Annotated in this window: 25 protein-coding genes; 19 read left to right on the top strand and 6 right to left on the bottom strand. The window is 61.0% G+C overall.

Annotation, left to right across the window (positions count from 1 at the left end):
- Positions 1-54 precede the first annotated feature (54 nt).
- Complete coding sequence (locus DBAC_RS13525; RefSeq protein ID WP_015774870.1) at positions 55-2,466, bottom strand: glycosyltransferase; 2,412 nt, start codon at positions 2,464-2,466, stop codon at positions 55-57.
- 217 nt (positions 2,467-2,683) lie between these two features.
- Between DBAC_RS13525 and DBAC_RS18075 the strand changes: the two genes are divergently transcribed.
- Genes DBAC_RS18075 through DBAC_RS13475 form a run of 10 tightly spaced genes read left to right on the top strand, consistent with a single transcriptional unit; the run spans position 2,684 to position 11,383 of the window.
- On the top strand, positions 2,684-3,217 hold the full coding sequence (locus tag DBAC_RS18075) for a GAK system XXXCH domain-containing protein (RefSeq protein ID WP_015774869.1): 534 nt from the start codon (positions 2,684-2,686) through the stop codon (positions 3,215-3,217).
- A gap of 9 nt (positions 3,218-3,226) precedes the next feature.
- Positions 3,227-4,366, top strand: coding sequence for a hypothetical protein (locus DBAC_RS13515; RefSeq protein WP_015774868.1), 1,140 nt, complete (start codon positions 3,227-3,229; stop codon positions 4,364-4,366).
- Between the two features lie 15 nt (positions 4,367-4,381).
- Positions 4,382-4,651: an amphi-Trp domain-containing protein gene (locus DBAC_RS13510; protein ID WP_015774867.1), complete on the top strand. Its 270-nt coding sequence runs from the start codon at positions 4,382-4,384 to the stop codon at positions 4,649-4,651.
- 8 nt (positions 4,652-4,659) lie between these two features.
- Entirely contained in the window at positions 4,660-6,297 is a 1,638-nt protein-coding gene (locus DBAC_RS13505; protein ID WP_015774866.1) for a phosphate signaling complex PhoU family protein, read from the top strand.
- A gap of 9 nt (positions 6,298-6,306) precedes the next feature.
- Positions 6,307-7,179 carry a GAK system ATP-grasp enzyme gene (locus tag DBAC_RS13500; RefSeq protein ID WP_015774865.1) on the top strand — a complete coding sequence of 291 codons (873 nt, stop codon included), beginning with the start codon at positions 6,307-6,309 and terminating at the stop codon, positions 7,177-7,179.
- Complete coding sequence (locus DBAC_RS13495; RefSeq protein WP_015774864.1) at positions 7,169-8,239, top strand: HprK-related kinase B; 1,071 nt, start codon at positions 7,169-7,171, stop codon at positions 8,237-8,239. The genes DBAC_RS13500 and DBAC_RS13495 overlap by 11 nt, the downstream gene beginning before the upstream one ends.
- The gene (locus DBAC_RS13490) at positions 8,236-9,426 is read left to right on the top strand and encodes a GAK system CofD-like protein (RefSeq protein ID WP_015774863.1); all 1,191 of its coding nucleotides are present in this window, start codon (positions 8,236-8,238) and stop codon (positions 9,424-9,426) included. Before DBAC_RS13495 ends, DBAC_RS13490 begins: the two co-directional genes overlap by 4 nt.
- A 19-nt stretch (positions 9,427-9,445) precedes the next feature.
- The gene (locus DBAC_RS13485) at positions 9,446-9,757 is read left to right on the top strand and encodes an amphi-Trp domain-containing protein (protein WP_015774862.1); all 312 of its coding nucleotides are present in this window, start codon (positions 9,446-9,448) and stop codon (positions 9,755-9,757) included.
- Positions 9,735-10,064 carry an HU family DNA-binding protein gene (locus DBAC_RS19480; RefSeq protein ID WP_015774861.1) on the top strand — a complete coding sequence of 110 codons (330 nt, stop codon included), beginning with the start codon at positions 9,735-9,737 and terminating at the stop codon, positions 10,062-10,064. The genes DBAC_RS13485 and DBAC_RS19480 overlap by 23 nt, the downstream gene beginning before the upstream one ends.
- Positions 10,065-10,111: 47 nt before the next feature.
- Positions 10,112-11,383, top strand: a complete 1,272-nt coding sequence (locus DBAC_RS13475) for a radical SAM protein (RefSeq protein WP_015774860.1) — start codon at positions 10,112-10,114, stop codon at positions 11,381-11,383.
- Between the two features lie 47 nt (positions 11,384-11,430).
- Here DBAC_RS13475 and DBAC_RS13470 read toward each other — a convergent pair whose 3' ends face one another.
- On the bottom strand, positions 11,431-11,979 hold the full coding sequence (locus DBAC_RS13470; RefSeq protein WP_015774859.1) for a DedA family protein: 549 nt from the start codon (positions 11,977-11,979) through the stop codon (positions 11,431-11,433).
- Positions 11,980-12,150: 171 nt separating this feature from the next.
- On the opposite strand from DBAC_RS13470, the gene DBAC_RS13465 reads away from it, so the two are divergent.
- The 4 genes from DBAC_RS13465 to DBAC_RS13450 are packed head-to-tail and all read left to right on the top strand — an operon-like array spanning position 12,151 to position 17,693.
- Entirely contained in the window at positions 12,151-14,556 is a 2,406-nt protein-coding gene (locus DBAC_RS13465; RefSeq protein ID WP_015774858.1) for a hypothetical protein, read from the top strand.
- Positions 14,534-15,538: a phosphatidylserine decarboxylase gene (locus DBAC_RS13460; RefSeq protein WP_015774857.1), complete on the top strand. Its 1,005-nt coding sequence runs from the start codon at positions 14,534-14,536 to the stop codon at positions 15,536-15,538. The genes DBAC_RS13465 and DBAC_RS13460 overlap by 23 nt, the downstream gene beginning before the upstream one ends.
- Before the next feature lie 30 nt (positions 15,539-15,568).
- Positions 15,569-16,600, top strand: coding sequence for a prolipoprotein diacylglyceryl transferase family protein (locus DBAC_RS13455; RefSeq protein WP_015774856.1), 1,032 nt, complete (start codon positions 15,569-15,571; stop codon positions 16,598-16,600).
- A gap of 1 nt (position 16,601) precedes the next feature.
- Positions 16,602-17,693, top strand: coding sequence for a hypothetical protein (locus tag DBAC_RS13450; RefSeq protein ID WP_015774855.1), 1,092 nt, complete (start codon positions 16,602-16,604; stop codon positions 17,691-17,693).
- Between the two features lie 3 nt (positions 17,694-17,696).
- Here the strand turns inward: DBAC_RS13450 and DBAC_RS13445 are convergent, their stop codons facing one another.
- Both DBAC_RS13445 and DBAC_RS13440 read right to left on the bottom strand, forming a co-directional pair.
- The gene (locus DBAC_RS13445; protein WP_043811039.1) at positions 17,697-17,897 is read right to left on the bottom strand and encodes a hypothetical protein; all 201 of its coding nucleotides are present in this window, start codon (positions 17,895-17,897) and stop codon (positions 17,697-17,699) included.
- Positions 17,894-18,367: an Lrp/AsnC family transcriptional regulator gene (locus tag DBAC_RS13440; protein WP_015774854.1), complete on the bottom strand. Its 474-nt coding sequence runs from the start codon at positions 18,365-18,367 to the stop codon at positions 17,894-17,896. Before DBAC_RS13440 ends, DBAC_RS13445 begins: the two co-directional genes overlap by 4 nt.
- 176 nt (positions 18,368-18,543) lie before the next feature.
- Between DBAC_RS13440 and DBAC_RS13435 the strand changes: the two genes are divergently transcribed.
- The 5 genes from DBAC_RS13435 (at position 18,544) to DBAC_RS13415 (ending at position 23,241) form a co-directional block, all read left to right on the top strand.
- On the top strand, positions 18,544-19,728 hold the full coding sequence (locus DBAC_RS13435; protein ID WP_015774853.1) for a glycine C-acetyltransferase: 1,185 nt from the start codon (positions 18,544-18,546) through the stop codon (positions 19,726-19,728).
- A 412-nt stretch (positions 19,729-20,140) separates the two neighbouring features.
- Entirely contained in the window at positions 20,141-21,178 is a 1,038-nt protein-coding gene (tdh, locus tag DBAC_RS13430) for an L-threonine 3-dehydrogenase (protein WP_015774852.1), read from the top strand.
- A gap of 74 nt (positions 21,179-21,252) precedes the next feature.
- Entirely contained in the window at positions 21,253-21,732 is a 480-nt protein-coding gene (gene ilvN / locus DBAC_RS13425) for an acetolactate synthase small subunit (RefSeq protein ID WP_015774851.1), read from the top strand.
- Complete coding sequence (locus DBAC_RS13420) at positions 21,732-22,649, top strand: phosphate acyltransferase (protein ID WP_015774850.1); 918 nt, start codon at positions 21,732-21,734, stop codon at positions 22,647-22,649. The genes ilvN and DBAC_RS13420 overlap by 1 nt, the downstream gene beginning before the upstream one ends.
- 154 nt (positions 22,650-22,803) lie before the next feature.
- Positions 22,804-23,241: an Hsp20/alpha crystallin family protein gene (locus tag DBAC_RS13415; protein WP_015774849.1), complete on the top strand. Its 438-nt coding sequence runs from the start codon at positions 22,804-22,806 to the stop codon at positions 23,239-23,241.
- Positions 23,242-23,301: 60 nt separating this feature from the next.
- Here DBAC_RS13415 and DBAC_RS18065 read toward each other — a convergent pair whose 3' ends face one another.
- Both DBAC_RS18065 and pstA read right to left on the bottom strand, forming a co-directional pair.
- Positions 23,302-24,123: a hypothetical protein gene (locus DBAC_RS18065; protein WP_015774848.1), complete on the bottom strand. Its 822-nt coding sequence runs from the start codon at positions 24,121-24,123 to the stop codon at positions 23,302-23,304.
- A gap of 151 nt (positions 24,124-24,274) precedes the next feature.
- Positions 24,275-25,435: a phosphate ABC transporter permease PstA gene (pstA, locus tag DBAC_RS13405; RefSeq protein ID WP_015774847.1), complete on the bottom strand. Its 1,161-nt coding sequence runs from the start codon at positions 25,433-25,435 to the stop codon at positions 24,275-24,277.
- Positions 25,436-25,439 lie beyond the last annotated feature (4 nt).

The following is a 25,439-nucleotide window of genomic DNA, read 5'->3' as shown; positions in this document are numbered from 1 at the left end:
TGGTCCGGATTTTTTTTCCTGCCAACGTGTCCGCCCCGTCTGCCGTGCGTTCCCTCACGCGGCGGGCGGGGCGGCGTCTTTGTAGAGTTCCCAGGTGGCCAGAAACGCGGAGCCGAAGCTGCGCTCTTCGGCAAAAACGCGTGCCGCTTCACCCATGTGCTTGACGCGGCGCGGATCGGCGCACAGCTCGATCATGGCCTGGGCCAGACTGTCCGCGTCCCGGCCGGGAACGACGAGGCCCGTTTTGCCGGGATCGATGTTTTCCATGGGTCCGCCCCTGTCGCTGACAATAACCGGTAGCCCCGATGCCTGGGCCTCCAGCACCACATTGCCGAATGTGTCCGTGGTCGACGGAAAGACAAAAAGATCCGCCGAGGCATAGGCCGCTGCCAATGCTTCGCCATGCAGCACTCCGGTGAAGAGCGCGGGCAATCCGAGGAGCTCGTTCTCCATTTCCGTCCGGTACGGGCCATCTCCGACAATGACGAGTTGCACGTCGTGTCCGTTCATCCGCGAGATCGCGCTTTTGTAGGCCGCTGCCAGGATGTCCAGGTCCTTTTCCCTGGAAACCCGTCCAACATAGATCAGCTTGAAAGAGTCCATGCCTGACCAGGGTTTGTAAAAGCCGTTTCGTTTGATCGGATCAAAGCGCGCTGTGTCCACCCCGCGCGGGTATACCCGGATGGCCTTGCGGTCCACGCCGAAGGTCGTCAATTCCTCGGCGATGGCCGAGGAGGGGGCATAAACCACGTCCATCTGCTTGTAATACCATGCCATGAACTTGCGGGTCAGGTCTGTCAGGCCAGAATCGCCGGTCAGGGACGCGACATACTGGGGGAAGGCGGTGTGGTAGGTGCCGTGGATGGGGATCTGCAGAATCTTGCTGATGGCCAGCGCGGCGAGGCCGACAGGTCCGGGCGTGGCGGCCAGAATGAGCTTTGCGTCCGTTTCCAGGGCGTACTCAAGCATGCGCAAGAAGGGTGGGTACGATATGGAAAGCTCCGGATACTCGGGCATGGCGAACGTGCCAATGGGGTCGAAGACCTTGATCCCCGGTGCGTTATCTCCTTGTCCGCAGGTGATCACGGTCATGTCTTTGCCGTGCTCCAAAGCCATGTCCAGTTGCTGCCGGATGGTCCGTGAGACGCCGTTCACGTCTTCGAACGTATCTGTGAAATGCAGGAGCGTAAGCGGCCTTGGCCTCGCCTGTCCGAAAGCTCTGGCGCATTTTCGGCTGAATGACCGTTCACGGGCAAAGAGCCCGAAAGACACGAAGTACGGGGCCAAGAGGGCGTACAGCGACCCGGCAGTGCCGATGGTGCTGAAAATGTCGAAGATGTCCGCGCCGATGGCGCTGGTGAGCAGCCGGTCCAGAAATGTGGCGATGAGCTTGTCCGAGGCCTGGCCGACGCAGCGGAACCACTCCTGGTCAAAGTCCGCGCCCGGTTCTCCCTTGGCGATGGCCGTGAATGTGGGGTCGTTCTCGATGATGCGGGTCACCTCTTTCAAGAGTGCGGCCTTGATCCCGTCGGCGTCGGCCAGGCGCAGATAGGTGCTGCTTTTGCGCGTGCCGATGGCCGCGTGCAGGCGGGCCAGAATGCCGTCTCCGGACGTTTCACCGGCACCGAGCATGTGGTCGGCGAACTGCATGCAGAGCATTTTGGAGCGCGAACGTTTGGTCCTGGCGCGGTAGAATTGGTAGGCTATGGCGTAGAGATTTCGCGCCAGGGCATGTCCGGTGGCCGCGCGACCGGACGGCAGCGCCCGCCCACCGCGCACCGCACCGAGAAAATCATCCAGACCGTTCGCTTCGGCCAGGGTGTGCATGCTTGCGATGTTGAGGCTGGAATGGTCGTCGGAGCCCCCGATCAATCCTTTTTTCCAGGGCGTGCACCCCAGCGGTTCCAGTCCGTGCCGATCGGCCAGGATTTCCATCGTGATCCGGTCCAGATCCGCCAGGATCGACCGTAGGACCGTGTTCTGCATTTCGTCACGACAGCCGTTCAATTCAAAGACGTCAAAGAGGAGCAGGCTCTGTTCGAAATGGTCGATGCCGAGCTTGTCGTTGACCGCGAACAGAGGATGGGCCAGCGCATGCACCAAACCTTCCCTGCGCAGGTAGCCGCACAGATCATAGACATTTTCGCGCAGGCGCTGAATTTCCCCGTGCTGCGTCTCGGTGATGCCGTAGACCAGGACATGCAGCTTGCAGCGGTCCTCCGGGAAGTAGGTGGTCACCTCCTCGCTTAAAAAAACTCCCGGCAGGTGGGCAATGCGCAGTCCTCCATCGATGACGTTGTGATCGGTGATGGTGACAAAATCCATGCCCGCCGCTTTGGCCTGTTCATAAATGAATGCGGGTTCCGTGAAGCTTTCCGGACAGCCAAGTTTTTGCAAAATCCATTGCGATGGTCTGCTGGAAAATTTGGAATGGACATGCATGTCCGCTTTGCGTTGTGTGATCATGTGCATACCTCTTTGTGGTTTGCGCACGCTATCCCGCGCTGGCGTCATTACTGTTACGCTTGCATGGCAATTTCATAAATATTTTGGAATCATGTTGGTCCAGGAGTAGTCTGTCACGGAACTGTGACGCAAATGTCACAGTAAGAGAATTGACTTTGCGGCCCTGTTAACAGAGAAAATCAGCATTTCCATATTACTTTTCACCAAGGAAGATTGCATGGCATCGAAACTGAAACACAATTGGCTGCTCTCACGCGCCGAAGCCGCGGACCTGTTGCGCAAATTGGCGGATACCCTGGAGCAGGAGTCCGATGACCTAAGCGAATACGGGATCAGCCTTGCGGAACTGGTCAAGTTCAAGGTCAAGGTTGATCTGGGACAGGACGATGCGCTGGAAGTGAAATTCACGGGCAAGGGCCTGAAAGTCTGCGGAGCCGACGATCCGTGCGGGTCGGGCGTCGTGTGCGAGAGTTATTCGAAGCTCAAGAAGAGGATGCAGATCTATTTCAAGGCCATCCGTGAAAGCGTTGCCCGCGGCGAGATGCCTTCGCGTGAAATAGTCTCGGTTTTCCTCTCGGATTCCGAAAAGATGATTTCGTATCATGGATACGGTGACGACTTTTATCCTGCGTATGCGGAAATTTGCGAGCGTCTGCGCGCGTCCTTCGACCACGAGGACCAGGCCGCAACGGCCGCGGTGGTCGAAGAACTGGCCCAGGCCAAGAAATCCTGCCACGACCGCTACAAATAGGTTTTGCCAATGCGTTCATCCGACCCAATGAATCCCGCGGCCTGGGATCCGGCTATCAACGAGCGGGATCTCGCCGTGTTCGAATCCGTGACCAGCACGAATCTCAGCGAAGAAACGTTGGCGGCGCTGGCCTCCCCGCAGCGTGTCCTCCCCGACCAGCAAAGCGTCATGGCCGTACACTGGCATCCGGAATTCGTGCCCATGCCGGTCATTACGCAACGCGTTCACAACATGTTCCCAGGCATGACCGAGAATTTGATCATCCCGACCCAGCACAACGAGATCCTGGAGTACGGAAATTTCAGCGGCGTGGAGGTGGACTGCTACTCCCACGGCTTCAACCAGAAGGTGCAGTTGCTGCTCCATTTCCAGACATCCCGCCTGGAGCACGCCCATACGTTGCGCGCCATGCTTCGCCATACCCAGACCTACCGGGCGTCGCAGCTTTTCGATTTCATGCACGCCATCACCGCTCCGCTGGAAGACCGCATCGAACAGGCTGCGCGGGAGACCGGGGCGGATCTGGATCTGGTCGAATTCGTGCGGCACCATGTGACCAAGGTGCGGCGCATGGTCGAGGACAGACACGCCGGCCTGTCCCCGGACGCTCTCAAGAACAAGCTGCTGCGCAACTATTTCGACGCCCTGCGTCCGTTCTATGACGGCGAACTCATCGACCGTATCCAGACCTATCTGTCGGCGGTCAAGGCCATTGTCAAAACCCACTTTTCCCTGCGCTATTTCTATCGCACTTCCGAGGTCATCGAGGAAGCCCGGGCTCTTGGCGGAGGAATCATCATCCCCCACCCGGAGCAGTTCTGGCCCATCCTGCTGGCCGACTACGACGTCGACGGGTACGAGGTCTGGAACCCCCAGTCGCAGCGTTACACGGATTTTCTGATTGCGGCCGTGGGCCGGGCCAATGCCTGCGCGGGTCCGTCCACACGCCGCAAACTGGTCTTCATGGGCGACGACACCCACATGGGTGAGAAAGTCAAAACCATCACGTCGCAAAATGTGGAAAAGGCGAATCGGGAGATTGGCTATCAACCGGCCTGGGATGACCTGGAGATCTCCAAGCGGCTCATCCTTTCGGGCATGAGCCGGGAAATCGTCATCCGCGAATATCGCGAACGCCTGCTGGGCTGAAAAAAAGGAATACTCATGTCTCAAGACGATAAATTCGAATTCGAGTCCGTACAGGACAGCCGGACCATCCAGAAATATCTGCAGGCCTTGCAGGATGGATTTGCCGAGGGGCGGATCGTGCTCAAATCCGAGGGGTCTGAAATCTGCCTGCATCCGGGCGGGTACATGAAATTCGAGGTGTCGGTGAAGAAGAAGGGCTCGGAGAACAAGCTGGCCATCAAGGTCGGCTGGAAAGACAAAAGCGATGAATCCCCGGCGTCCGGCACAATTTCCATCACCTCCTAGGACACGCCATGCTCAAAAGTTTTGAAGGGCTCGATGAGAATTTCCGGTTCCTGATCATGGAAGTTCAAAACCAGATCAAGGCCACGTTCGAATTTCTGCTGGAGCCGACGCCCTCCACCTATGACAAGATATTCAGCAAGGACGATTACATAGACAATCTGAAGAACGTCATTGAAAACAAATGCTTCACGACGCTCAATCAGACCCGGCTCGGTCAGGATCAAATGAAGTATCTGCGCGCCGTGCACATCATCACCATCAATCTGGAGCGTATCGGCGATTATTGCGTGAACATAGCCAAGCAGATGGGCTACCTCACCACGCACAGGTTTCTGGAAAATTTCGATTACAAGGACAGTTTTCTCAAAATCCACGAAACGGTCAGCGAGATCCTCCCTGTCCTGCAAAAGGCCAATCTGTCCGGGGCGTTGTCCATCTGCCGCATGGAGGACGAGCTCGACCTCATGTACAAGGAGAATTTCGACAAGATCATGATCCACTTGCGCATCGGCCGCAACGTGGAGGACCATATCACCTCGCTTTTCATCATCCGCTACATGGAGCGCATCGGGGATAGCCTGCTCAACATCGGGGAGGCCCTGCTTTTCGTCATCATCGGCGAGCGCATCAAGATCCAGCAGTTCAAGGCCCTGCAGCGCAACCTGAACAAATCGGGCCTGCAGGGGGATGTCACGGATGTGGATTTCCAGGGCATCTGGGGCTCGCGCTCGGGCTGCCGCATCGCCCGCGTGGAGGGGAAGAAGACTCCCCAGGCGCGGGACTCCATTTTCAAGGAAGGCAACCTGCGCAAGATCCGTCAGGAGAAAATCAATCTGGAATGCTGGAATGAAATCATTCCCGGACTGGTCCCGAAAGTGTTCAGCTATCAGGAGGAGGGCGAGAACGCGTCGCTTTTGACCGAATTCTTGTCCGGCTGCACCCTGGACGAAGCCATCTTCAATTCGGACGAGGAGATTCTCAAGAACGCCCTGTTCATTTTCGAGCAGACTGTTCAGCATGTCTGGGAACAGACCATGAGCCGGCACTCCCTGCCGACGAACATGATGCGCCAGGCCCTGGACCGCATGTCCTCCATCCTGCAGGTCCATCCGGACCTGATGCGTCCCGCCATGGGCATTGGTTCGGTGGCCATCCCTTCGGCCGGTGGACTGATCAGGAGTTGCATGGATATCGAAGTCAGATATCCCGCGCCATTCTCGGTGTTCATCCACGGCGACTTCAACATCAACAACGTCATCTACAACCATCTGGATCAGAAGGTGTATTTTATTGATCTGCACCGTTCGCAGCATTCCGACTACGTGCAGGACGTCTCGGTGTTTCTTGTCTCCAATTTCCGGCTGCCCGCCTTTGACCGGGAGTCGCGCGCACGGATCACCGCGACGATCAGAAGCTTTTACGAGTTCAGCAAGGCGTTCGCCAAGGCCCATGGTGACGAGAGCTTCGACATCCGTCTTGGACTCGGGGTGGCCAGATCGTTCTACACCTCGACCCGCTTCGAGCTGAACCGGGCCTTTGCCCACGCCATGTACAACCGTTGCCTCTTCCTCATGGAGCGGCTCACGGAGCACAGACTGGAGGATCCGGCACAGTTTTCTTTCCCTTTGGAAATACTTAACTATTAGGAATCGCTTATGAAGATAGGAGTGGTCGGTACGCGCGGCGGGTGGTCTTCGGAACTTCTTGCGGACACGGTGGCCGCCAAGACCGGATTCCGCCTGCTGGTGGATATGGAGCAGGTCTGCATGGATCTGGACGCGGGCAAGGTTTGGACCGAGGGAGTCGATCTGGGCGGGCTTGACGGCCTGATCATCAAGAAGATCGGAGCGCGCTATTCCCCGGATCTTCTCGACAGGCTTGAGGTGCTGCGCTTTCTGGCGCAGCGCGGGCTGCCCATTTTCTCTTCGCCCATGTCCATCATGCGGGTCCTGGACCGGCTGAGCTGCACCGTGACCCTGCGCCTGGGAGACATTCCCATGCCGCCCACGACCATCACCGAATCCGTGGACGAGGCGCTGGGCGCGGTGCAGCGCTACGGCGCGGCCGTTTTCAAACCGCTTTTCACGTCAAAGGCCCGGGGCATGACGGTCATTGAACATGGCGCCGGGGCACGCCTCGCCATTGAGGCTTTCCACGCGGAAAATCCCATCATGTACATGCAGCGGAAGATCGAGCTGCCTGGGCAGGATCTGGGCATTGTTTTTCTCGGCGGCAAATATCTGACCACCTACGCCCGCTGCGGCACCGGGGCCTGGAACACGACCACCGAGTCGGGTGGCAAATACGCTCCGGCGACGCCTTCGCCCGAGGCCCTGCGCACGGCCGAACAGGCCCAGGCCCTTTTCGACCTGGATTTCACCTGCGTCGATGTGGTGGAAGCGGCCACTGGCCCGGTTGTCTTCGAGGTTTCCGCCTTCGGCGGGTTCCGCGGCATCCAGGATGCCTGCGGGCTCGATGCGGCGGCCATGTACACCGATTACGTCATGGAGAAGATTCGTGAACGATGATACCAGTCTGGCCAAGCTCGTGAGTCTCTTGAGCGCCGGAATCGCGACACCGCATCAGGTCTTTCTGAGCATGGGCGACTGCCGCTTTCGGGTCATGACCAACTCCGCGAATCTGGCCCGGGAACTGACCACGTATTTTGCGCCCTTTCTGAGGTCGGCGGCAAACGCGGACATCACCATCACGGCTTTGCAGGCTAAGGTCCCGGATCTGGGGCTTTCCTTTCAGGTCAAACAGCCGGATCCGGGCAAGACCAAGATCAAGGAGGAGTGGGTCGACATCGAAGGCGGGCGGGTCATCCGCAAGCGCCTGACCGGCATGCACTTTCTGTTCGGGAAAGGAGAGAATCTGGCCGTGGGCGACTGCGAAGCCAATCCCAACCAGGTCGTCAATTTCATCAACAACCGCTTCATCGAGCGCAAGCTGAACGACGGCTGCCTCCTCGCCCACGCCGCCGGCGTGGCCGTGTGCGAGACCGGCATGGCCATGGCCGGGTTTTCGGGCATGGGCAAGTCCACCCTGGCCCTGCATCTGGTCAGCAAGGGCGTGACCTTTGTCAGCAACGACCGTTTGATGATCAGCCCGGGAACGCCCGGTCCGGTCATGTTCGGCGTGGCCAAGCATCCGCGCATCAATCCCGGCACCGCGCTGCACAATCCCGATCTGACAGGCATAATCTCTCCCGAGGACACGGCGCGGTTCCAAAGCCTGTCCCCGGAGGAGCTCTGGAGCCTGGAGCATAAATACGACGCGCTCATCGACCAGCTCTTTGGTCCGGACCGATTCATCCTGCAGTGTCCCATGCGCTATCTGGTGCTGCTGAACTGGCACCGGGACGGCTCGCCCACGCGCATCGGGGAAATCGACATAAACGAGCGGCACGATCTGCTGGAAGCCTTCATGAAGGATACCGGCCTTTTTTTCGCCGCCGAAAACGGCTATGCGCCAACGGCCGAGGACTATGCCAGGGCGCTGCGCGGGTGCAGGGTTTTCGAGATCAGCGGGGGCGTGGACTTTGACCAGGCCGCCGCCGGCTGCCTGCGTCTGCTGGAGGGCGCATGACGGCGATACGGGTCACCCGGGAGGTCAATGTCCCTGATCCGGTGCGCGTGGCCAGGGCGCAACGCAGCCCCGACCTCGGGCCGCGAATCCTGTTTTTCACCGGCGGCACGGCCCTGAAGGAAACCAGCCAGGCCCTGGTCGGATACACCCACAACTCCGTGCATCTGGTCACGCCGTTTGATTCCGGCGGCAGTTCGGCCGTGCTGCGCCGCTATTTCGACATGCCGGCCGTGGGCGACCTGCGCAATCGGCTCATGGCCCTGGCAGACCGCACCCTGCACGGATACCCGGAAATTTTCGAGCTTTTTGCCCACCGCCTGCCGAGGACCGCCAGTCCGGAACAGCTGCAGGACGAACTCTCCGCCCTGGTCGGGGGCAGTCACCCGCTGATCACCCGGGTGTCGGATCCCATGCGCAAGATCATCCGCCATCATCTGCAGCTCTTCGAGAAATCCATTGGCCCGGATTTCGACCTGCGCGGGGCGAGCGTCGGCAACCTCATCCTGACCGCCGGGTATCTTGAGAACAGGCGGCACATCGACCCCATTGTCTACATCTATTCCAAACTGGTTCAGGTGCGAGGGGAAGTTCGCCTGCTGATCAATTCCAACCTGCAACTCCGGGCCGTGCTGGAGGGCGGGGGGCATCTCGTCGGACAGCATCTGCTGACCGGCAAGGACACTCCCCCTCTGACCCGCGCCGTGTCCGAGCTGTCCCTTGTCGATCCGGCCAAGGGCAACGCCCCGGTGCGTCCGCTCATCCGCGACAAGATCCGAAGGGCCATTCAGGGCGCGGACCTCATCTGCTACCCGGTGGGCAGCTTTTACAGCTCCGTCGTCGCCAACCTGCTGCCCCGCGGAGTCGGGCAGGCCGTGAGTCAGACGCCCTGTCCCAAGGTGTTCATCCCCAACACGTTCGAAGACCCCGAATCGATCGGGCTGTCTCTGGCGGGTCAGGTCCGGACCCTGCTGCGTCATCTGCGGGCCGACGCCCCGGACAGCATCGCCATCAGCGATGTTCTCGATTTTGTCCTGCTTGATCCGTCCGTGAACTATCCGGACACGAAGAATCCGCAGCGGGAGCTGGCTTCGCTGGGCATCCAGATCATCAAAACTCCCCTGACCGACACGAACACCGGCGTCATCGATCCGCATCTGCTCTGCCAGGCCCTCATATCCCTGGCGTGATACTTAAAAGGAGGATTTTATGGGAAAAGACAAGCTCAAATCAAGGAACATCATGACCAGGGATGATCTGGTCGCGTATCTGGAAACCGTGCTCGCGGGCCTAAGGCAGGGCACACTCATTCTCGACAACGAAGAGCGGCCCCTCATCCTGCGGCCTTCGGACAGCATCGAGGCGGAGCTCGAAATAAAACAGAAAAGCGACAAGGAGAAGCTTGAGCTCAAGCTTTCCTGGGTCCCGAACAAAATGCAGCCGCTGACCCCGGTGGCGACGCAACTGGAAGCCCCGGTTTTGCCTTCGAGTCCGCTGGGTGACGAAGCAAAAAAAAAATGAGCTGACGGAAGAGGTGGGGGTGGAAGAAGATGAGAAGAATGGGACCTATGGAAATGCGGAGCTCCCTGTAGCCCATACGTCCCAAACGACCCATTCTTCCCCCCAAAAGGCCTTCTACGCGGTGATCCGCGAAGCCCTGGCCAAAGGCCAGGGAATCTCTTTGCCTGGACTTGGTTCCTTTTCCGTGATGCTCCATGCCGCGCGCATGGGGCGGAACCCGCGCACCGGGGAAACCATCGCCATTCCGGCTCGCCGGAGGATTCATTTCAAGACGTGCAAGGGGCTCCGGGAGCTTCTCAATCCGTGAGCCCGGGTCCGGAATGTAAAGGGCTTTAGGGTCACAGGAGTTTGTATATGAAGTTTCTTTCCACCTGCCGCGCCCTGTTCCGTGGCCGTCTGCCCGGCCAGGCCGTGATTCAGATCACGACCCGCTGCAATGCGCGGTGCGTGCAATGCGGCATGAGCGTCGATCATTCCTTTGCCCGTCACAGTCTCGACCCGGAGGTCGTGGACCGTATTCTCGATACTGTGGCCAGGCTTGGCATGCAGGCCGTTTCGTTCACCGGCGGGGAGCCTCTGCTTGACCTGCCGCGCCTGACCGGCATGATCCGCAGCGCCAAAAAACTCGGTATTCCGTACATTCGCACCGGCACCAACGGCTTTATCTTTCAGCGCCACGAGGCCCCGGATTTTGAGGACCGCATGCGCCGCACGGCCGATGAATTGCTTGAGAGCGGCATCCGCAATTTCTGGATCAGCCTCGATTCCAGCGACCCGGACATCCACGAGACAAACCGGGGCCTGCCCGGCGTGGTGAGGGGCATGGCCAAGGCGTTGCCCATTTTTCACAACAGCGGCCTTTACCCTTCGGTCAACCTGGGTATCAACCGCCTTTGCGGTGGCCACATTCCGGCCTTGCACGGTCCTTTTGATACGCACGGATTTCGGCAGGGCTTTTTCGAGGCCTTTACGCGCTTTTTCACGTTTGCGACGAACCTTGGCTTCACCATCGCCAATTGTTGCTATCCCATGAGTGACGAAGATCGTGCCGTTTACCAGGCCACATCCTCGGACTCCTTCATCCGTTTCAGCCCCGAGGAGAAAAGGGCCATGTTGCTGGCGCTCAAGGATGTCGTGCCGGACTTCAGGTCGCGCATTCGCCTCTTCACGCCGCTGTCCTCACTGGACGCCCTTGTGCGGCAGACCGAAGGGGAAGCCGGGCAAACGTACGCCTGTCGCGGAGGTCTGGACTTCTTTTTCGTGGATGCCACGGCCGGGCATGCCTATCCGTGCGGCTACCGCAGTGCGGAGGACCTCGGCCCTTTCTGGGAGCTTACGGATTTGCCGGGCGGCGAGCCGGTCTGTCGGCGCTGCGAATGGGAATGCTTCCGCGACCCGTCCGAGTTGCTCGGTCCTTTCGGGATGGCACTCTCCAACCCGCTGGAGGTTATGCGCAGGTTCTCGTCCCGCCCGGATCTGCCCGGCATCTGGTTTTCCGACCTGCGCTACTACATGGCCTGCGATTTCTTTGACGGCACCAAGCCCATGCGTACGGAAAAACTGGCGCGCTTCGCGCCACCGCAGGCCGCGCCCGCGCTTGTTGTCTCCCCGGAGGTCGCGTCCTGAACCTCCATCCTGCGTCGATGGCCCGGAACCCGGCAGACCCGCCGCGTTCAGGGCCGGGCCTTGAAGCGTCCGCGCACCAGCATCCCCAGCCCGAAAAGCAGGGCAGCGCCCGCGCCGAACAGGGGCAGCCTTGCGACGACAGTCGGATCGGTCAGGAATTTTCCGGCATGAAGCCCGAGCAGGGTGATGAGGAGCGACCATAGCGTTGCCGTGAACAGGTTGGCGGCAAGAAAGAAGCGCCAGCAGAGGTCCGACACGCCAAAGGCAAAGGGGATGACCCCGCGCATGCCGTAGATGAACCGGTAGGTGCCAAGGAGCGGCAGGCGGTGGCGCAGCAGCAGGCTGCCGACGCGGGCGACCTTGGCCCCGAAGCGCGGATGCCCCGCAAGATAGGCGGCCCCTTTGAGCCTGCCGAGCCAGAAAAAGAATTGATCTCCGGCCATGCTGCCTGCAAAGGCCGCCCCCACCACGGTCCAGAAATCGAACAGCCCCAGCGCCAGGCCCGCCCCGCCCAGAAGCACCGCCGTCTCCCCTTCCACGAAAGCGCCCAGCGCGATGGCCAAAGGACCGTATTGGGCAATGGTGTTCATCTCCATGACCCTTCCTTGCCGTGAGCCTCGCGCATGTCCGTGACAGCGCGGTGACGTTTGGGTGACAGTCCTGGTCGTCCACCCCGAAGGGCTGGCAAAGTTGTCACGGTGCGGTCACGGATTCTTCGCATCCCCTTCATATATATCTGTTCAAGGCAGTGAAACAAGGTGGTGTGCATGTTATTCGATACGACAATGATGCAGGCGGGCATGGAAGGGCGGTTGGCCGGGAAGATGGGATTCGAAGGTGTCTGGAACGACCGCCTGGTGGACCTGCTCCCTTTTGGCCCTGACGACGCCACGGCCGGAAGCGAGAGCGAATTGCAGGTCGCGGTCATGGGCAGCCCGGAATCCGTCGATCTGCCGCTGCGCATCCGCGATTCGAGTTTCTACCAGAATGTGGCCCGGCGCACCGTGGCCGGGGATACCTCGAGCCACACCCTGCTTGAGCTTGAACGCTATCTGCAGGCCGGGCCTGACGCGGTCTGGGAAAACAGCTGGGTGCGCTTTCCCTTGACCCGGCTGAACTCCTTTGCCCGCCACACCCTGGAGCGGGACCTGCTGGCGGACAAGAGCGATCCGGCCTCCGGGCGCAGGAAAGACAGCGCGGATTTCTTCTTTGCCAAAGACGGCGAAGACTGGCTGCGCATCCCCATCAGTTATCTTTTGAAGCTCTCCCTGGCCGATCTGGCCGGGTCCGGGGTGAGCGCCGAGGTGCGCAAGCTGGCGGAATCCTTTCTCGGCCATTTCCTGAACGACAACACCTCCCCCGAGACCTTTTCCTTTTATCCCGCGCCCATGAACGAGGCGTTCGAGGGCGGGCGCGGCATCGCCCGGGAAACCAGCCAGCGTTTCCTGCTGTCCCAACTGCTCCTCGACCATGCCAATGAACGGTTCGGGCTGCTGGATCACGGCCAGCGGGCCATGATCTATTTCGCCCCGCTGCCTCCGGCCCGGCAGAAGCGGCTGAACGAGATCATCCCCGACGCCCATTACCGCGAGCTGTTCATGAACCCGTGCCTGTCGGGCTGGGACCGGGGCGAGGCCAAGAAGGAATACATGGGCCTGTGCCACCGCATGCTCTCGCGCAGTCAGCTGAACACCATCGCCAAGCTGCGCGAATCCGGCATCCTGACCAACAATCTGGTCGTTCTGCCCAACACCTCCAACACCTGCCTGGCCAACAACGGGACGCATATCTCCCTTGGCAGCAAGCGTTTGGGAGAACTCATGCGCGGCGGCGATTTCGGCGCGGCCGACGAAAAATATCTGGGCGACCTGGTCATCAAGATCGTGGAACATTTTCTGCCGCTTTTTGTCGGCACCTACAGCGCAGCTCCCATGCGCATGGATTTCGAGGATTTCCATCCGGAAAAAGCGCTCGGTTTCCTGCCGCACGAGCTTGATTACACCCACCTGCGCATGATCTGGCGGCGCTGGAAGAAGAAGGCCAAGCTCAAAGTCTGTGGCCGCCCCCTGACCCCCTTCGGCCCGCCGCTGATGGACAGGACCATTGCCCGGATTTTTGGCCTGCGCGGCGACTTCATCCCGGATTTTCGCCTGCTCGACTACATGACCACGCTCATGAGCACCCATCGTTGCGCGGCCCTGGACGGCGAGGTCGGCAACGACCTGCGGCTGAAGCGCGACCTTGCGGCCATGGGCGTTTTTCACGAGTCCATGTCGACCTACCTGCTCTACAAGCAGCGCTCGTTCGAAGTGATGGGGTTTTCCGGGTTCGAGGGCCGTTTTTACAGCCTCTTTGATTCTTTGGAAGAGGACATGCGGCCTGCGGCGCGCCTGCAGCAGTTTCTGAGCGCGCTGGCCTGCAAGCTGGTGCTCGGCGGCCGCGTCAGCCGGTCTTCGATTCCCGACAGTCCGGAAGTGGAGAGCGAGCGGCGACAGATATTTTTTGCCACGGCCATCAACCTGCCCACCTTTTTCGTGCGCCGGGATTCGGGCAACGCCTTGCTGCTCGACCTCGTATCCAGGGCGTCCCGCGTCCGTGGCAGTCATCGCTATCCGGGCACCCTGCGCGTGCATGTGCAGGAGTACCGCATGGCGCTGCTCGATTTCATCGAATCCGAGGGCCGGGACGTGATCGAACTTTTCGGGGCGGGTGATCTTCTGCGCGATCTGCGCGCCCGCATCACGGATCCGGAACGTGGCGCCGGGGGAAAGCTGACCCGGCGCATTCTGGAGCATGCCGGAGCGCGCACCCCGCTGGCCCTGCGCGCGCAGGAATTCAACATGGGGGCCGAGGAGGTCTATAGAGGGGAATTGAGACGCTCGCATCTTGCCGAAGCCCTCGATTACCTTCTGGAAGACTGCGAGACGGTCAAGAATTTCGGGTGTCTGCCCGCGCAGTTCTGCCGTACCGGGCTCCCCGCGCTGCTCGGCGGACGGGACATCATGGAGTTCGCGCGCGAAGCCCGCACGGAATTGAAACGCACGGGCGAGCTGGGCGGGTGTCGGCCGGTGCTGATCCAGCTCCTGCTTCTTGTCATCGGCATGCACAGCGAAAATGCCCGCTTGAGTGGACAAAAAATGGGAAAAAAACATGACGCATCAGTATATAGCTAGAGATTCCGGGCGGATCCGGGATGAGGAACTTTTCTGCGACCGGGCCATCGGCTATCTGTATTCGCGGGTGAGGGAGCGGGCTCCGGTCCTGTTCGATGCCGTGGTATCGGGCCGCGCATCGAGCCTTCTGGGGTTCATGAACTACGACCTGCCGCTGGGCGCACGCATTTCGGGCGCGAATTCGCTCATCCGGCGTCTGGGCATCGATCTTTCGGAATGCGTGGAGGACGCATCCTATTACACCACGGCTCGCCGCATTTTCGAGCGTCGCATCCGCTACGATGAGGTTCGGCCCATGAGCGATGACCCTCTGGCCGTGGTCTCACCCGCCGACTCGCGCATGTTTGCGGGGTCGCTGAGCCAGGAGAGCGTTCTTTTCATCAAGGACAAGTTCTTCTCCTTTGCGGAGTTTCTGGGGCGGCCGAACTGGGTCTGGACCTTCACGGGCGGTGATTTTGCCATCTTTCGCCTCACCCCGGACAAGTATCATTACAATCACGCTCCGGTCAGCGGGGTGGTGCGCGATTTCTACGAGATCGAAGGCGCGTTTCACTCCTGCAATCCGGCCGCCGTCATCAGCGAGGTCACGCCGTTTTCCCGCAACCGCCGCGCGGTCACGGTCATCGACACCGACGTGCCGGGCGGAAGCGGCTGCGGCCTGGTGGCCATGGTCGAGGTCGCGGCGCTCATGATCGGGCAGATCGTGCAGGCCTATGCCGGCAGCGGCTACGAGCCGTGCGAGCCGATGCGTCCCGGCCTTTTCCTGCGCAAAGGGCAGCCCAAGAGCCTGTACCGGCCCGGGAGTTCTCTTGATGTGCTCATTTTTGAGCCGGGCCGGGTTGAATTCAGCCCGGACCTGGTCGCCAATCAGTTTCGCGGGGACGTCGGCAGCCGCTTTTCGAGCTGGCTGGGGCGTCCCTGGGTGGAAACGGACGTGCGGGTGCGCGAGAGCATCGGCCGCATCCTTGGACCCAACGCATAACCCGGGCGTCTCGGCCTGGCTGGAGAAAATATGGAGTATGTGCTGATTTTGTGTTTCGGGGCAGCGCTTTTCGCGTTCATCGCCTGGGGCGGGCGGGCTCTTCCCGGTGAACGCTGGCAGATGATGGCCAGCGTGCCCCTGTTCAAGAATCCGGACGGCGCGTGGCAGGCGTTGAATCTGACCTGGTACGGGGCCTTGAGCGCCCTCGCCTACACGCTGGCCACGGCCGTTGCTGTCGCGCTGCTGGGGTCCGTCGGCATGGGGCTCCTTGGACTTGTGCTCATGGTCGCGGGCATGCTCGGGTTGTGCATTCCGGCGGCGAAGATCGTGGCGCGCCTTGTCGAAGGCAAGCCCAACACCTTGAGCGTCGGCGGGGCCGCCTTCGTGGGCATAGTCGTGGCCCCCTTTGTAGCCTGGGCCGTGGTTGCGCTGACCGGGCAGGGAGCCGTGCTGCCGGCTCTTGCGGCCCTGGCCATCGCCTACGCCGTAGGTGAAGGAGTTGGTCGCTTGGCGTGCTTAAGTTTCGGCTGCTGCTACGGTCGCCCTGTAAAGACCATGCCCGAACCGTGGCGTGGAATTTTCAACCGCTGGAACATCGTTTTCCACGGTCAGACCAAGAAAGCGGCTTACGCCCATGAGCTCTGCGGACGCGAGTTGGTGCCCGTGCAGCTCATGACCGCCTACCTGTATTGCGCCGCCGCCTGTCTGGGGATGGTCTTCTTCGCGGCCGCGAGTTTTTCGGCGGCCATGATCGTACCGCTGGTTGTGACCCAGGTCTGGCGGGTGATTTCCGAATTCTTCCGCGCCGACTACCGTGGAGAGCAGAAGATATCCGCCTATCAGATCATGGCCGCCGTGGGCGTTCTCTACGGACTTGCGCCTGCCTTGCTTCTGTCTGCGCATGGAGTCGCGGTGAATCTTGGCCATGGGCTTGCCGCCCTGTGGAGCGTGCCGGTGCTGCTGCTCCTGCAGGGCGTTTTTCTGCTTGTTTTTCTTTACACGGGCCGCAGTTCGGTCACGGGGTCGCAGGTCCGCTTTTTCGTCAAGGAAGGGGAAATATAACGTGAGTGTCCCCGTTGGTGCGCGGCGGGGGTGGGTCTGCGGACTCATCCTCTTTTTTTTCGGTCTTGGCGCGGGCCAGGCCCTTGCCCTCGGCCCCCACTCGTCGCTGCTGGGCCTTGAGCAGGCGGTGGATCATCTGTGCCATGAGGTGCTCCTCGGCCACGACCCGGACCCGGACCGCATCGCGCCTCTCATCGCCCATGTCCGGGCCCAGGGCGACGCTGGCGGCGGCCTGCCCCGATACGACGACGCTCCCGGCGCGTATCAGGGATTTACGGTCAACCAGTCCATGCAGCGCCTGCTGCGTTATCTCTACAATCCCGAGATTCCCCAGGAGCTCATAAAGCCGTTTTCGATCCGTTCTTCGGTCTGGACCACACCGAAAAGCGCGGAGGCACAGCGGCAGCTGTGGGCCGATCCCTGGCCGCCGCCCAGGACCGTGGTCGTGCGGGGTGAGCAATACGACCGCACCACTGCGGATCTGTCCACGGGCGGATGCTACGCGATGCGTTTGAAGCGGGTGCTTGTTTTCTTGCCGGAGGCGAAGGCGCTTTTGTCCGTGAGCGTGCAGCCCGAACCATCGGAAGTGGGCACCAAGGGGTATCGTGTCGGACGCGACGAGGACAGCCGCTACGTCTATTCGGATGAACAAGGCCTGACCAAGACCGGGCTGGGCTGGGTTTCGTCCCGGATTCAGACCAACGTCTCCATCGGGGTCTATCTCGATGGGGGCGAGGTGGTGCAAAGCGGGGTGTTTCAATGGATGCGGGCGGGCTGGTCGGGTCTGTCGGTCATCAAGGAGAACCATATAAAGGCTTCGCTGGAGCGCTACCGGGAGCGGATCGGCGCGGTTCTGCATGCGGCCGATCTGCCCGCGCCCGAAGAGCTGGAATCGTTATTCAGGGCGCTGGACGGAAAGTCCGACGCGCAGTTGCGCCGCGAGGTCGAACCCATTCTGGCCGGGTATCTGGCGCAGGCCGAACAGGAAAAGAACAGGACTGCTTCAGGAATTTTGGAAAAGGGCTACGCGCAGCGCCTCGATCGCGGGGAGCTGATTGGGCTTTTGATGCGGGAGCGGCTGTCTGCTCCGTAGTCTTTATTTCGATTCGTTTGCATCGGGCGAGCAGACATCCTGGCTCGCCGTGATTTTTTCCTTCCATCCTTTCAACACGTCCAGATAGGCGGCGAACCGCTGCCGGTCCTCTTCGTTTTCCGCTTCGCGCAACTGGGTTTCGGCCTTGGCGATCAACGCTTCCAGATAGTTGGGGTCCGTGAATCCGTGCAGGATGTGGCTCATTTGGTGTCTTCCTGGCGCTGCTGCACCCATTTGTTGATGGTTTCCAGATAAAGGAAGGTCTCGGTGTTCTGGACCGCGCCGAGGGCCGAGAGGTCGTCGACCAGAAAGCGGCGCAGATCGCTGCGGGAAGCCACATGGATCTCGACCAAGAGGTCGAAGCGGCCCGAGACGTTGGACACGGACTGCACCCCCTCAAGATCCGCAATGGCCTGCATGATCTGTGCATTGGCCCGTCCCTCAAGACTGACTCCCACGGTGGCGGTCAGGCCGTCCTCGAAGAACATCGGGTTCACCGACGCCGAGATGCGCAGGTAACCGCTTTTCAGCAGCCGCTCCGTGCGCAGCCGCACCGTGCCGTCGGACACGCCCAGGCGCTGGGCGATGCTCTTGTAGGATTCGCGTCCGTTTTCCTGCAAGGCGGCGATGATCTGGCGGTCCGTGTGATCCAGGGTGATTTCTTTTTCGTTCACGTTTATGCTCCCGCGTGAGCGTTTAGCCCAGTCCGGCCTGAAAGACAAAATCCGGGCGGACGGGTCTGGAGAGGGTTGCTAATTGATTTATTCGTTAATATATTGCCTTTCAATTCGTTGACAAGAAATTTTACGGTGATAAAATTGCGGAAATCGAAATTTTACGGGGAGGCGGCATGAAGCGAATACTGGAAGATCTGGCGCGGCAGACAGAGGAATTGCGGGAAAAGGGGCTCTTCAAGGCGGAACGGGTCATCACCTCACCCCAGGGGGCGCGCATCTCCGTGGCCGGTGGAGGCGAAGTGCTCAATTTCTGCGCCAACAACTATCTCGGCCTGGCTGGCGACAAACGCCTGGTTGCGGCCGCGCACGATGCCCTGGACCACTGGGGTTATGGTCTGTCCTCGGTGCGTTTCATCTGCGGCACCCAGGACGTGCACAAGGAGCTTGAAAACAGGCTGTCCGAGTTTCTGGGTACCGACGACACCATCCTGTACAGCTCCTGCTTCGACGCCAACGGCGGCCTCTTCGAGACCCTGCTCGGGGCCGAGGACGCGGTCATCAGCGACGCCTTGAATCATGCCTCCATCATCGACGGGGTGCGGCTGTGCAAGGCCAAACGCTATCGATACGCGAGCAATGACATGGCCGACCTGGAAGCACAGCTCAAAGATGCCGCGGATTGCCGCTACAGGCTCATCGTCACCGACGGCGTTTTTTCCATGGATGGGCACATCGCCAATTTGAAGGCCATCTGTGACCTGGCCGATAAATACGACGCCCTGGTCATGGTCGACGATTCCCACGCCGTAGGCTTTATGGGCGAGAATGGGCGCGGCAGCCACGAGCATTGCGGGGTCATGGGCCGGGTGGACATCATCACCGGCACCCTGGGCAAGGCTCTGGGCGGGGCCTCCGGCGGCTACACCTCCGGGCGCAAGGAGATCGTGGAGTGGCTGCGGCAGCGCTCCCGGCCGTATTTGTTTTCCAATACGCTGGCCCCGGTCATCACGGCCACATCCTTGGCCGTGCTCGACCTGATCCGGGAAGAGCCGGAACTGCGCGTGAGACTGGAAGAGAACAGCCGATACTTCCGGGAAGCCATGACAAAGGCCGGATTCACACTGGCTCCGGGCGAGCATCCCATCATTCCGGTCATGCTCGGTGATGCGGTGCTGGCCCAGCGCATGGCGGCGCGCATGCTGGAAGAGGGAATTTACGTGGTCGGCTTCAGCTTCCCGGTGGTGCCCCAGGGCAAGGCCCGGATCCGCACCCAGATGAGCGCGGCGCATACGCGGGAGCAGCTGGAACAGGCGGTGGCGGCGTTTGTGAAAGTCGGGAAGGAACTGGGAGTGATTTGAGGGGCGAGCTGAAAGACGGGACGGGGCAGGACGGGGGAGGCTTTGCGGGTTGCCGGGATGGCGAGCCGCCGAAACTCCCTCGCCGGCCTCGTAGAGTCGCATTGTCGCTGCTGTCGAACAGCGGCTTGTACTTCGGGCGTAACGCGACAATGCGACAAACGATGCCTGGCTCGGTCAGACAGTCGGCGCCCCGCCATCCCGGCAACCCGCAAAGCCTTGAGCGACGCTGCCCGGACAGGCGCGTAAAGTATGAATGCTTTATTCAATGAGGCACTAGGGACTGTTTCCGAAGTCAAGCCATCTTCAAGATTCAGTCAGACAGTTGACGAGCCGCCATCCCGGCACCCCGACACTCCCTGGGGAACGCTAAATTTTGTATTTCATTCAGTGAACGAAGAGAGGACAAGGAAAAATGGAAAAAATGAAAGCATTGGTTAAAGCCAAAGCCGAGGTCGGGATCTGGATGGAAGAGATTCCCGTGCCCGAGGTCGGCCATAACGATATCCTGATCAAGGTCGGCAAGACCGCCATCTGCGGCACCGACATCCATATCTACAATTGGGACGCCTGGGCCGCCAAGACGATTCCCGTGCCTATGGTCGTCGGCCACGAATTCGTGGGGCGCATCGTGGAGGTCGGCTCCGAGGTCCGCGGGCTTAAAGTCGGGGACCGGGTTTCTGCCGAAGGGCATATCACCTGCGGCCATTGCCGCAACTGCAAGGCGGGCAAGCGCCACCTCTGCCGCAACGCCATCGGCGTGGGCGTCAACCGCCCCGGCTGTTTCGCGGAGTACGTCTGCGTTCCGGCCGTCAACGCCTTCAAGGTCCCGGACACCATCTCCGGCGACGTGGCGGCCATGCTCGATCCCCTGGGCAACGCCACGCACACGGCCCTGTCCTTCGATCTGGTCGGCGAGGACGTGCTCATCACCGGGGCCGGGCCCATCGGCATCATGGCCGCCGGCATCGCCCGCTTCTGCGGAGCCCGCCACGTGGTCATCACCGACGTCAACGACTATCGTCTGGACCTGGCCCGCAAGATGGGCGTTAGCCGCGCCGTCAACGTCGGCAGCGAATCCCTGGCCTCGGTCATGGCCGATCTGCACATGGCCGAAGGCTTCGACGTGGGCCTGGAGATGTCCGGCAACCCCCACGCCTTCCGGGAAATGCTCGCGCAGATGAACCATGGCGGACACATTGCGCTTTTGGGCATCATGCCCGACGACACGGCCATCGATTGGGGCCAGGTCGTCTTCAAGGGCCTCAAGCTCAAAGGCATTTATGGCCGCGAAATGTTCGAGACCTGGTACAAGATGACGGCCATGCTGCAGAGCGGCCTGGACATGAGCCCGGTCATCACCCACAACTTCGCGGCCGAGGATTTCCAGAAAGGCTTCGACGTCATGCGCACAGGCAAGTCGGGCAAGGTCATTCTGGACTGGAACGCCTAGGATCACGGCCGGGTTGCCCGGCAATCCGGCCCGTGATACTTCCGCGCGTCGAACCCGAAACCGAGGAGCCTCCCATGCGTCACACCATCTCCACCCTGGTCCGGAATGAGCCCGGCGTTCTGGCCGCCATGGCCCAGGCTTTTCAGCGCCACGACATCAACATCCGCTCCATTTCCTGCGGGGAGACCGAGCGCGAGGATGTCTCGCGCATGATCATCTGCGTCGAGCCGGACGAAGGAAAGATCACTGCCGTGACCGACGAGATCGCCTCCCTGGATTTCGTGCTGCGCCTGGAGGACCTCTCGGGGCAGGATCTCATGGACCGCGAGCTGGTCATGATCAAGGTCCGCATCACGAAGGATACCGTCAGCCAGATCCTGCAGATCTTCGAGGTCTTCCGGGCCAACGTCGTCGACATGGGCAACGAGACCATCTCCGCCGAGCTTGCCGCCCCCCAGGGCAAGGTCGCCGGGCTCATCCGCACCCTGGCTCCGCACGGCATCCAGTCCCTGAGCCGCACCGGGCTCATCGCCCTGTCTCGGGGAGACGCCTGATGGCCGGGCCGGTGCGCTCCCTGGAGCGGATGGTGGAACTGGTCCGTTCCCGCAAGACGCCGGTGCGCGTTGTCATCGCGGCCTGCGCCGAGGCCAACGCGGTGCTGGCCGGACTTGAAGCCGCGCGGCAGGGGCTGGCCGAGCCGGTTTTTGTCGGGGACGTGGAGCGCATGCGCGGTTTGCCGGAGCTGGCAAGCGAGAATGTCGACGCCTTCGAATGTCTGCACGAACCGGACGACAAGAAAGCCCTTGCGGCGAGCCTCGACCTGCTGCAAGACGGCCGCGCCCAGTTTCTGATGAAGGGCGGGGTCAAGACCGATGTGCTGCTGCGGGCCGTGCTGGGCCGCAAGCGCGGGAGCGATGGGCTCCTCAGCCATATCGGGGTGTTCCCGCACCCGCGCGAGGAGCGGCTTCTGATCGTGACCGACGCGGGCGTCAACATAGCGCCTTCGCTGACGCGCAAGATCGACATCATCAACAACGCCGTCGCCGTGGCCAAAAAGCTGGGCATGGATCCGCCCAAGGTGGCCGTGCTCTCGGCCACGGAAAAAGTCTCCTACAACGACATGGTCTCAAGCAAGGATGCCGACATTCTGGCCAAGCTCTGCCGCATGGGCATCTTTGGCGACGCGGTGGTCGGCGGGCCTTTTGCCCTGGATATCGCCGTTTCCACGGACAAGGCGCGGGCCAAGGGCGTTGACCATCCCGCCGCGGGCCGGGCCGACATTCTCTGCGCGCCCAACATCGTCACCGGCAACGTGCTTTACAAGGCCGTGACCAGCCTCATGGACCTGCCCATGGCCGGGATCGTGGTCGGCGCGAGCTATCCCCTGGTCGTGCCCTCGCGCGGGGACTCCGACCGCTCCAAGTTCTACGCCCTGGCCCTGGCCGCATACCTGGCCGGGACAGCAATGTGACAACACGGGAAACGTTGGCTTGAGGCCTTTAAGAGCCGTCATTTCCGGGCTCCTTCTCCCTTGACTGACGGCCTGAGCGTTTTATTTTTTATGCGATCCGGGAGCGTCACGGACCGTGAAATCAATTCAAGCTGGTCACGGAAGGAGGTTGGCCATGACACTGATGAAATGGGATCCCTGGCGGGAAATCGAGGACATGTTCGATCGGTACACCAAGGCCGTGGGATGGCCGCGCGGAGGCCAGGAGGCCCTCGCACCCAGCGACTGGACCCCGCGGGTGGATATAGCCGAGACCGAAACCGAGTTTTTGATCAAGGCCGATATTCCCGGCGTGGAAAAGGACCATGTCAAGGTGTCGCTGGAGAACGGAGTGTTGACCATTCAGGGTGAGCGCAAGACCGAGAAGGAAGAAAAGGACAAGAAGTTCCACCGCGTCGAGCGGTTCACGGGAACCTTCATGCGCCGTTTCACCGTACCGGAGAATGTCGATCCGGAAGCCATCAAGGCGGTCTTCAAGGATGGCATGCTGCACCTGCACCTGCCCAAGACCGAAAAGACGGAACCCAAGGCCATCGACATTCACGTCGACTAAAGACCTTGGCGGACAATCCGCCGCAGCTCACCCCAAGGACCGGCCTTCGCGCCGGTCCTTTCATTTTGGGCTCAAGGTTCTTGCGACCCGGCTCAGCAGCTCGTGCAGCAGTTTCTCCGCCGCCTGCGCATGTTCAGGCAGCGTGTCCAGTTCATGCAGGATCTGATGGATTTGTGGGTCATCGGCTGGTTTGTTTTCCAGCAGCGCCGTGCGCTTGGTGTCCCTGGTGCTGAAAAAATTCCAGGCCAGCGCCCTCTTCGTGTCACGGAAGGGCCAGTGCAGTTTGAGACGCAGCAGCTCCGCCAAGGCCGTTTTTTCTTCCGGGGTCATCGTGGCCGCATCAAGGGAGAAACCCAGACGACTCTCGACGGCTCCCAGGGCCGCCTCCAGAAAGCGGTGCTCCGGGATGATCAGTCCGTATTCGTACCAATCCTCAAGCACCTCGCGCGCGATGCGCTTGAACCGCGCCGCAAGCTGGTCATAGCTTGGGCAGAAGAAGTGTTTGCAGGCCGCCCCGCCGTAAAAGCTGAGGCCCCGCCAATCAATCCCCCCGTTTCCCGAAGCCAGCGGGTGCAGCAGGCAGCCGACCCGCTCCCCACCATCCTGGATCAGCCCGACAAAGAAGCAGTGATGGAAATCCGCGATGGGCGCATCCGCGCCTTCTACGCGCATGCGCTCTTGTTCGAAGGCGAGGATGTCGTCGATGGTGCGCGGGACCCCGGCGAAGGTGTTCGTGCGCTCGGCCAGAATGGCCCGCAGGTGCTCTCGTGAGAGATCCGCCATGTTGTAGAGTCCGCAGCAGCTGCCGCAGGATACGCACGGCCCGGTCTGGCAGAGATAGACCTGCCCCCGGACCAGTTTGTCTTCGGGAAGAGTTGGCATTGTGACCTCCATGGCCCCAGAGGGGCTATCCCAAAGGCCGAAGAGTGGCAACGCCTCCGGGTTGATCCGCGCGGCCTGGGACGCCTCGGGGCGGGGGCCAAAAAAAGGGAAGAACCGCAGTCCTTCCCTGTGGCTTTTTAGCCGGGGCAATCTACCATTTGCGCTCGTATTTGTTGCGCAGCAGGATGGCCAGGGCGTTCATGGACAAGAGCACGACCAGAAGGACGATGATGCCGGCGGAAGTGCGCTCGGTGAAGGCGCGGATGGATTCCGAGGACCAGACGTAGATCTGGGCCGGAAGCACGGTGGCCGCGCTGGTCAGCCCGCGCGGCATGTCCTGGATGTAGGCGACCATGCCGATGATGAGGAGCGGCGCGGTCTCGCCGATGGCGCGGGCCAGGCCGATGATGGTTCCGGTCAGGATGCCGGGCAGGGACAGGGGCAGGATGTGGTCCCAGACCACCTGCCAGTGGGTTGCGCCCAGGGCCAGGGCGCCCTCGCGGATGGAGTCCGGAATGGCCCGGATGGCCGCGCGGGTGGAGATGATGATGACCGGCAGGGTCATGAGCGCAAGGGTCAGTCCGCCGACCAGGGCGGAAGAGCGCGGCAAGCCCATGAAATTGATGAAGATCGCAAGTCCCAAAAGACCGAAGAGGATGGACGGGATGGCGGCGAGGTTGTTGATGTTGACCTCGACGATGTGCATGAGCCGGTTGTCCGGAGCGAACTCCTCCAGATAAATGGCGGCCATGACTCCGGCCGGGAAGCTGAAGATGAAGGTGATGCCCAGCAGGTAGAGCGTGCCCACTGCCGCGGACAGGATGCCCGCCATCTCCGCCAGCTTGGAGTCGCCGTTGGTGAAGAAACCGACGTTGAAGGCTTTCTTGATCGAGCCTTCGGCCACAAGCTCGTCTACCTGGGCTATTTCCTTGGGCTTCAGACGGTTGGGCTTGCCCTTTATGTATTGGTCCACCTCGGCGTTGGCCAGCACCCAGACCTCGGAGGTTGTGCCCAGCAGTTGCGGATTTTCGCGCAGCTGCATGGGCAGGATGCGGGTCACGCCGCGGCTGACCAGGGGAATGAGCTTTCTGTCCAGGGCGGACCTGGGATCGTCGAAGATCGATTGCGAAAAGGTGACGTTGGTTCGGATCTCCGTTTGCATGAAGGCGGTGTATCCCTGACGGATGATGTCCGCGAAGAAGACCACCAGAAAAATTCCGGCAACGGCAATGGCCATGTAGGAGAGGGCTTTGAACTGGCTCTCTTTGTTTTTGCGTTTGCGCAGGCTGCGCGGATCTATGGGCATGCTCATGTGA

The sequence above is a fragment of the Desulfomicrobium baculatum DSM 4028 genome, from assembly GCF_000023225.1.
Lineage (GTDB): Bacteria > Desulfobacterota > Desulfovibrionia > Desulfovibrionales > Desulfomicrobiaceae > Desulfomicrobium > Desulfomicrobium baculatum.
Note: the sequence above shows the minus strand (reverse complement) of the source record. Positions and strands in the feature narration are given on the sequence as shown.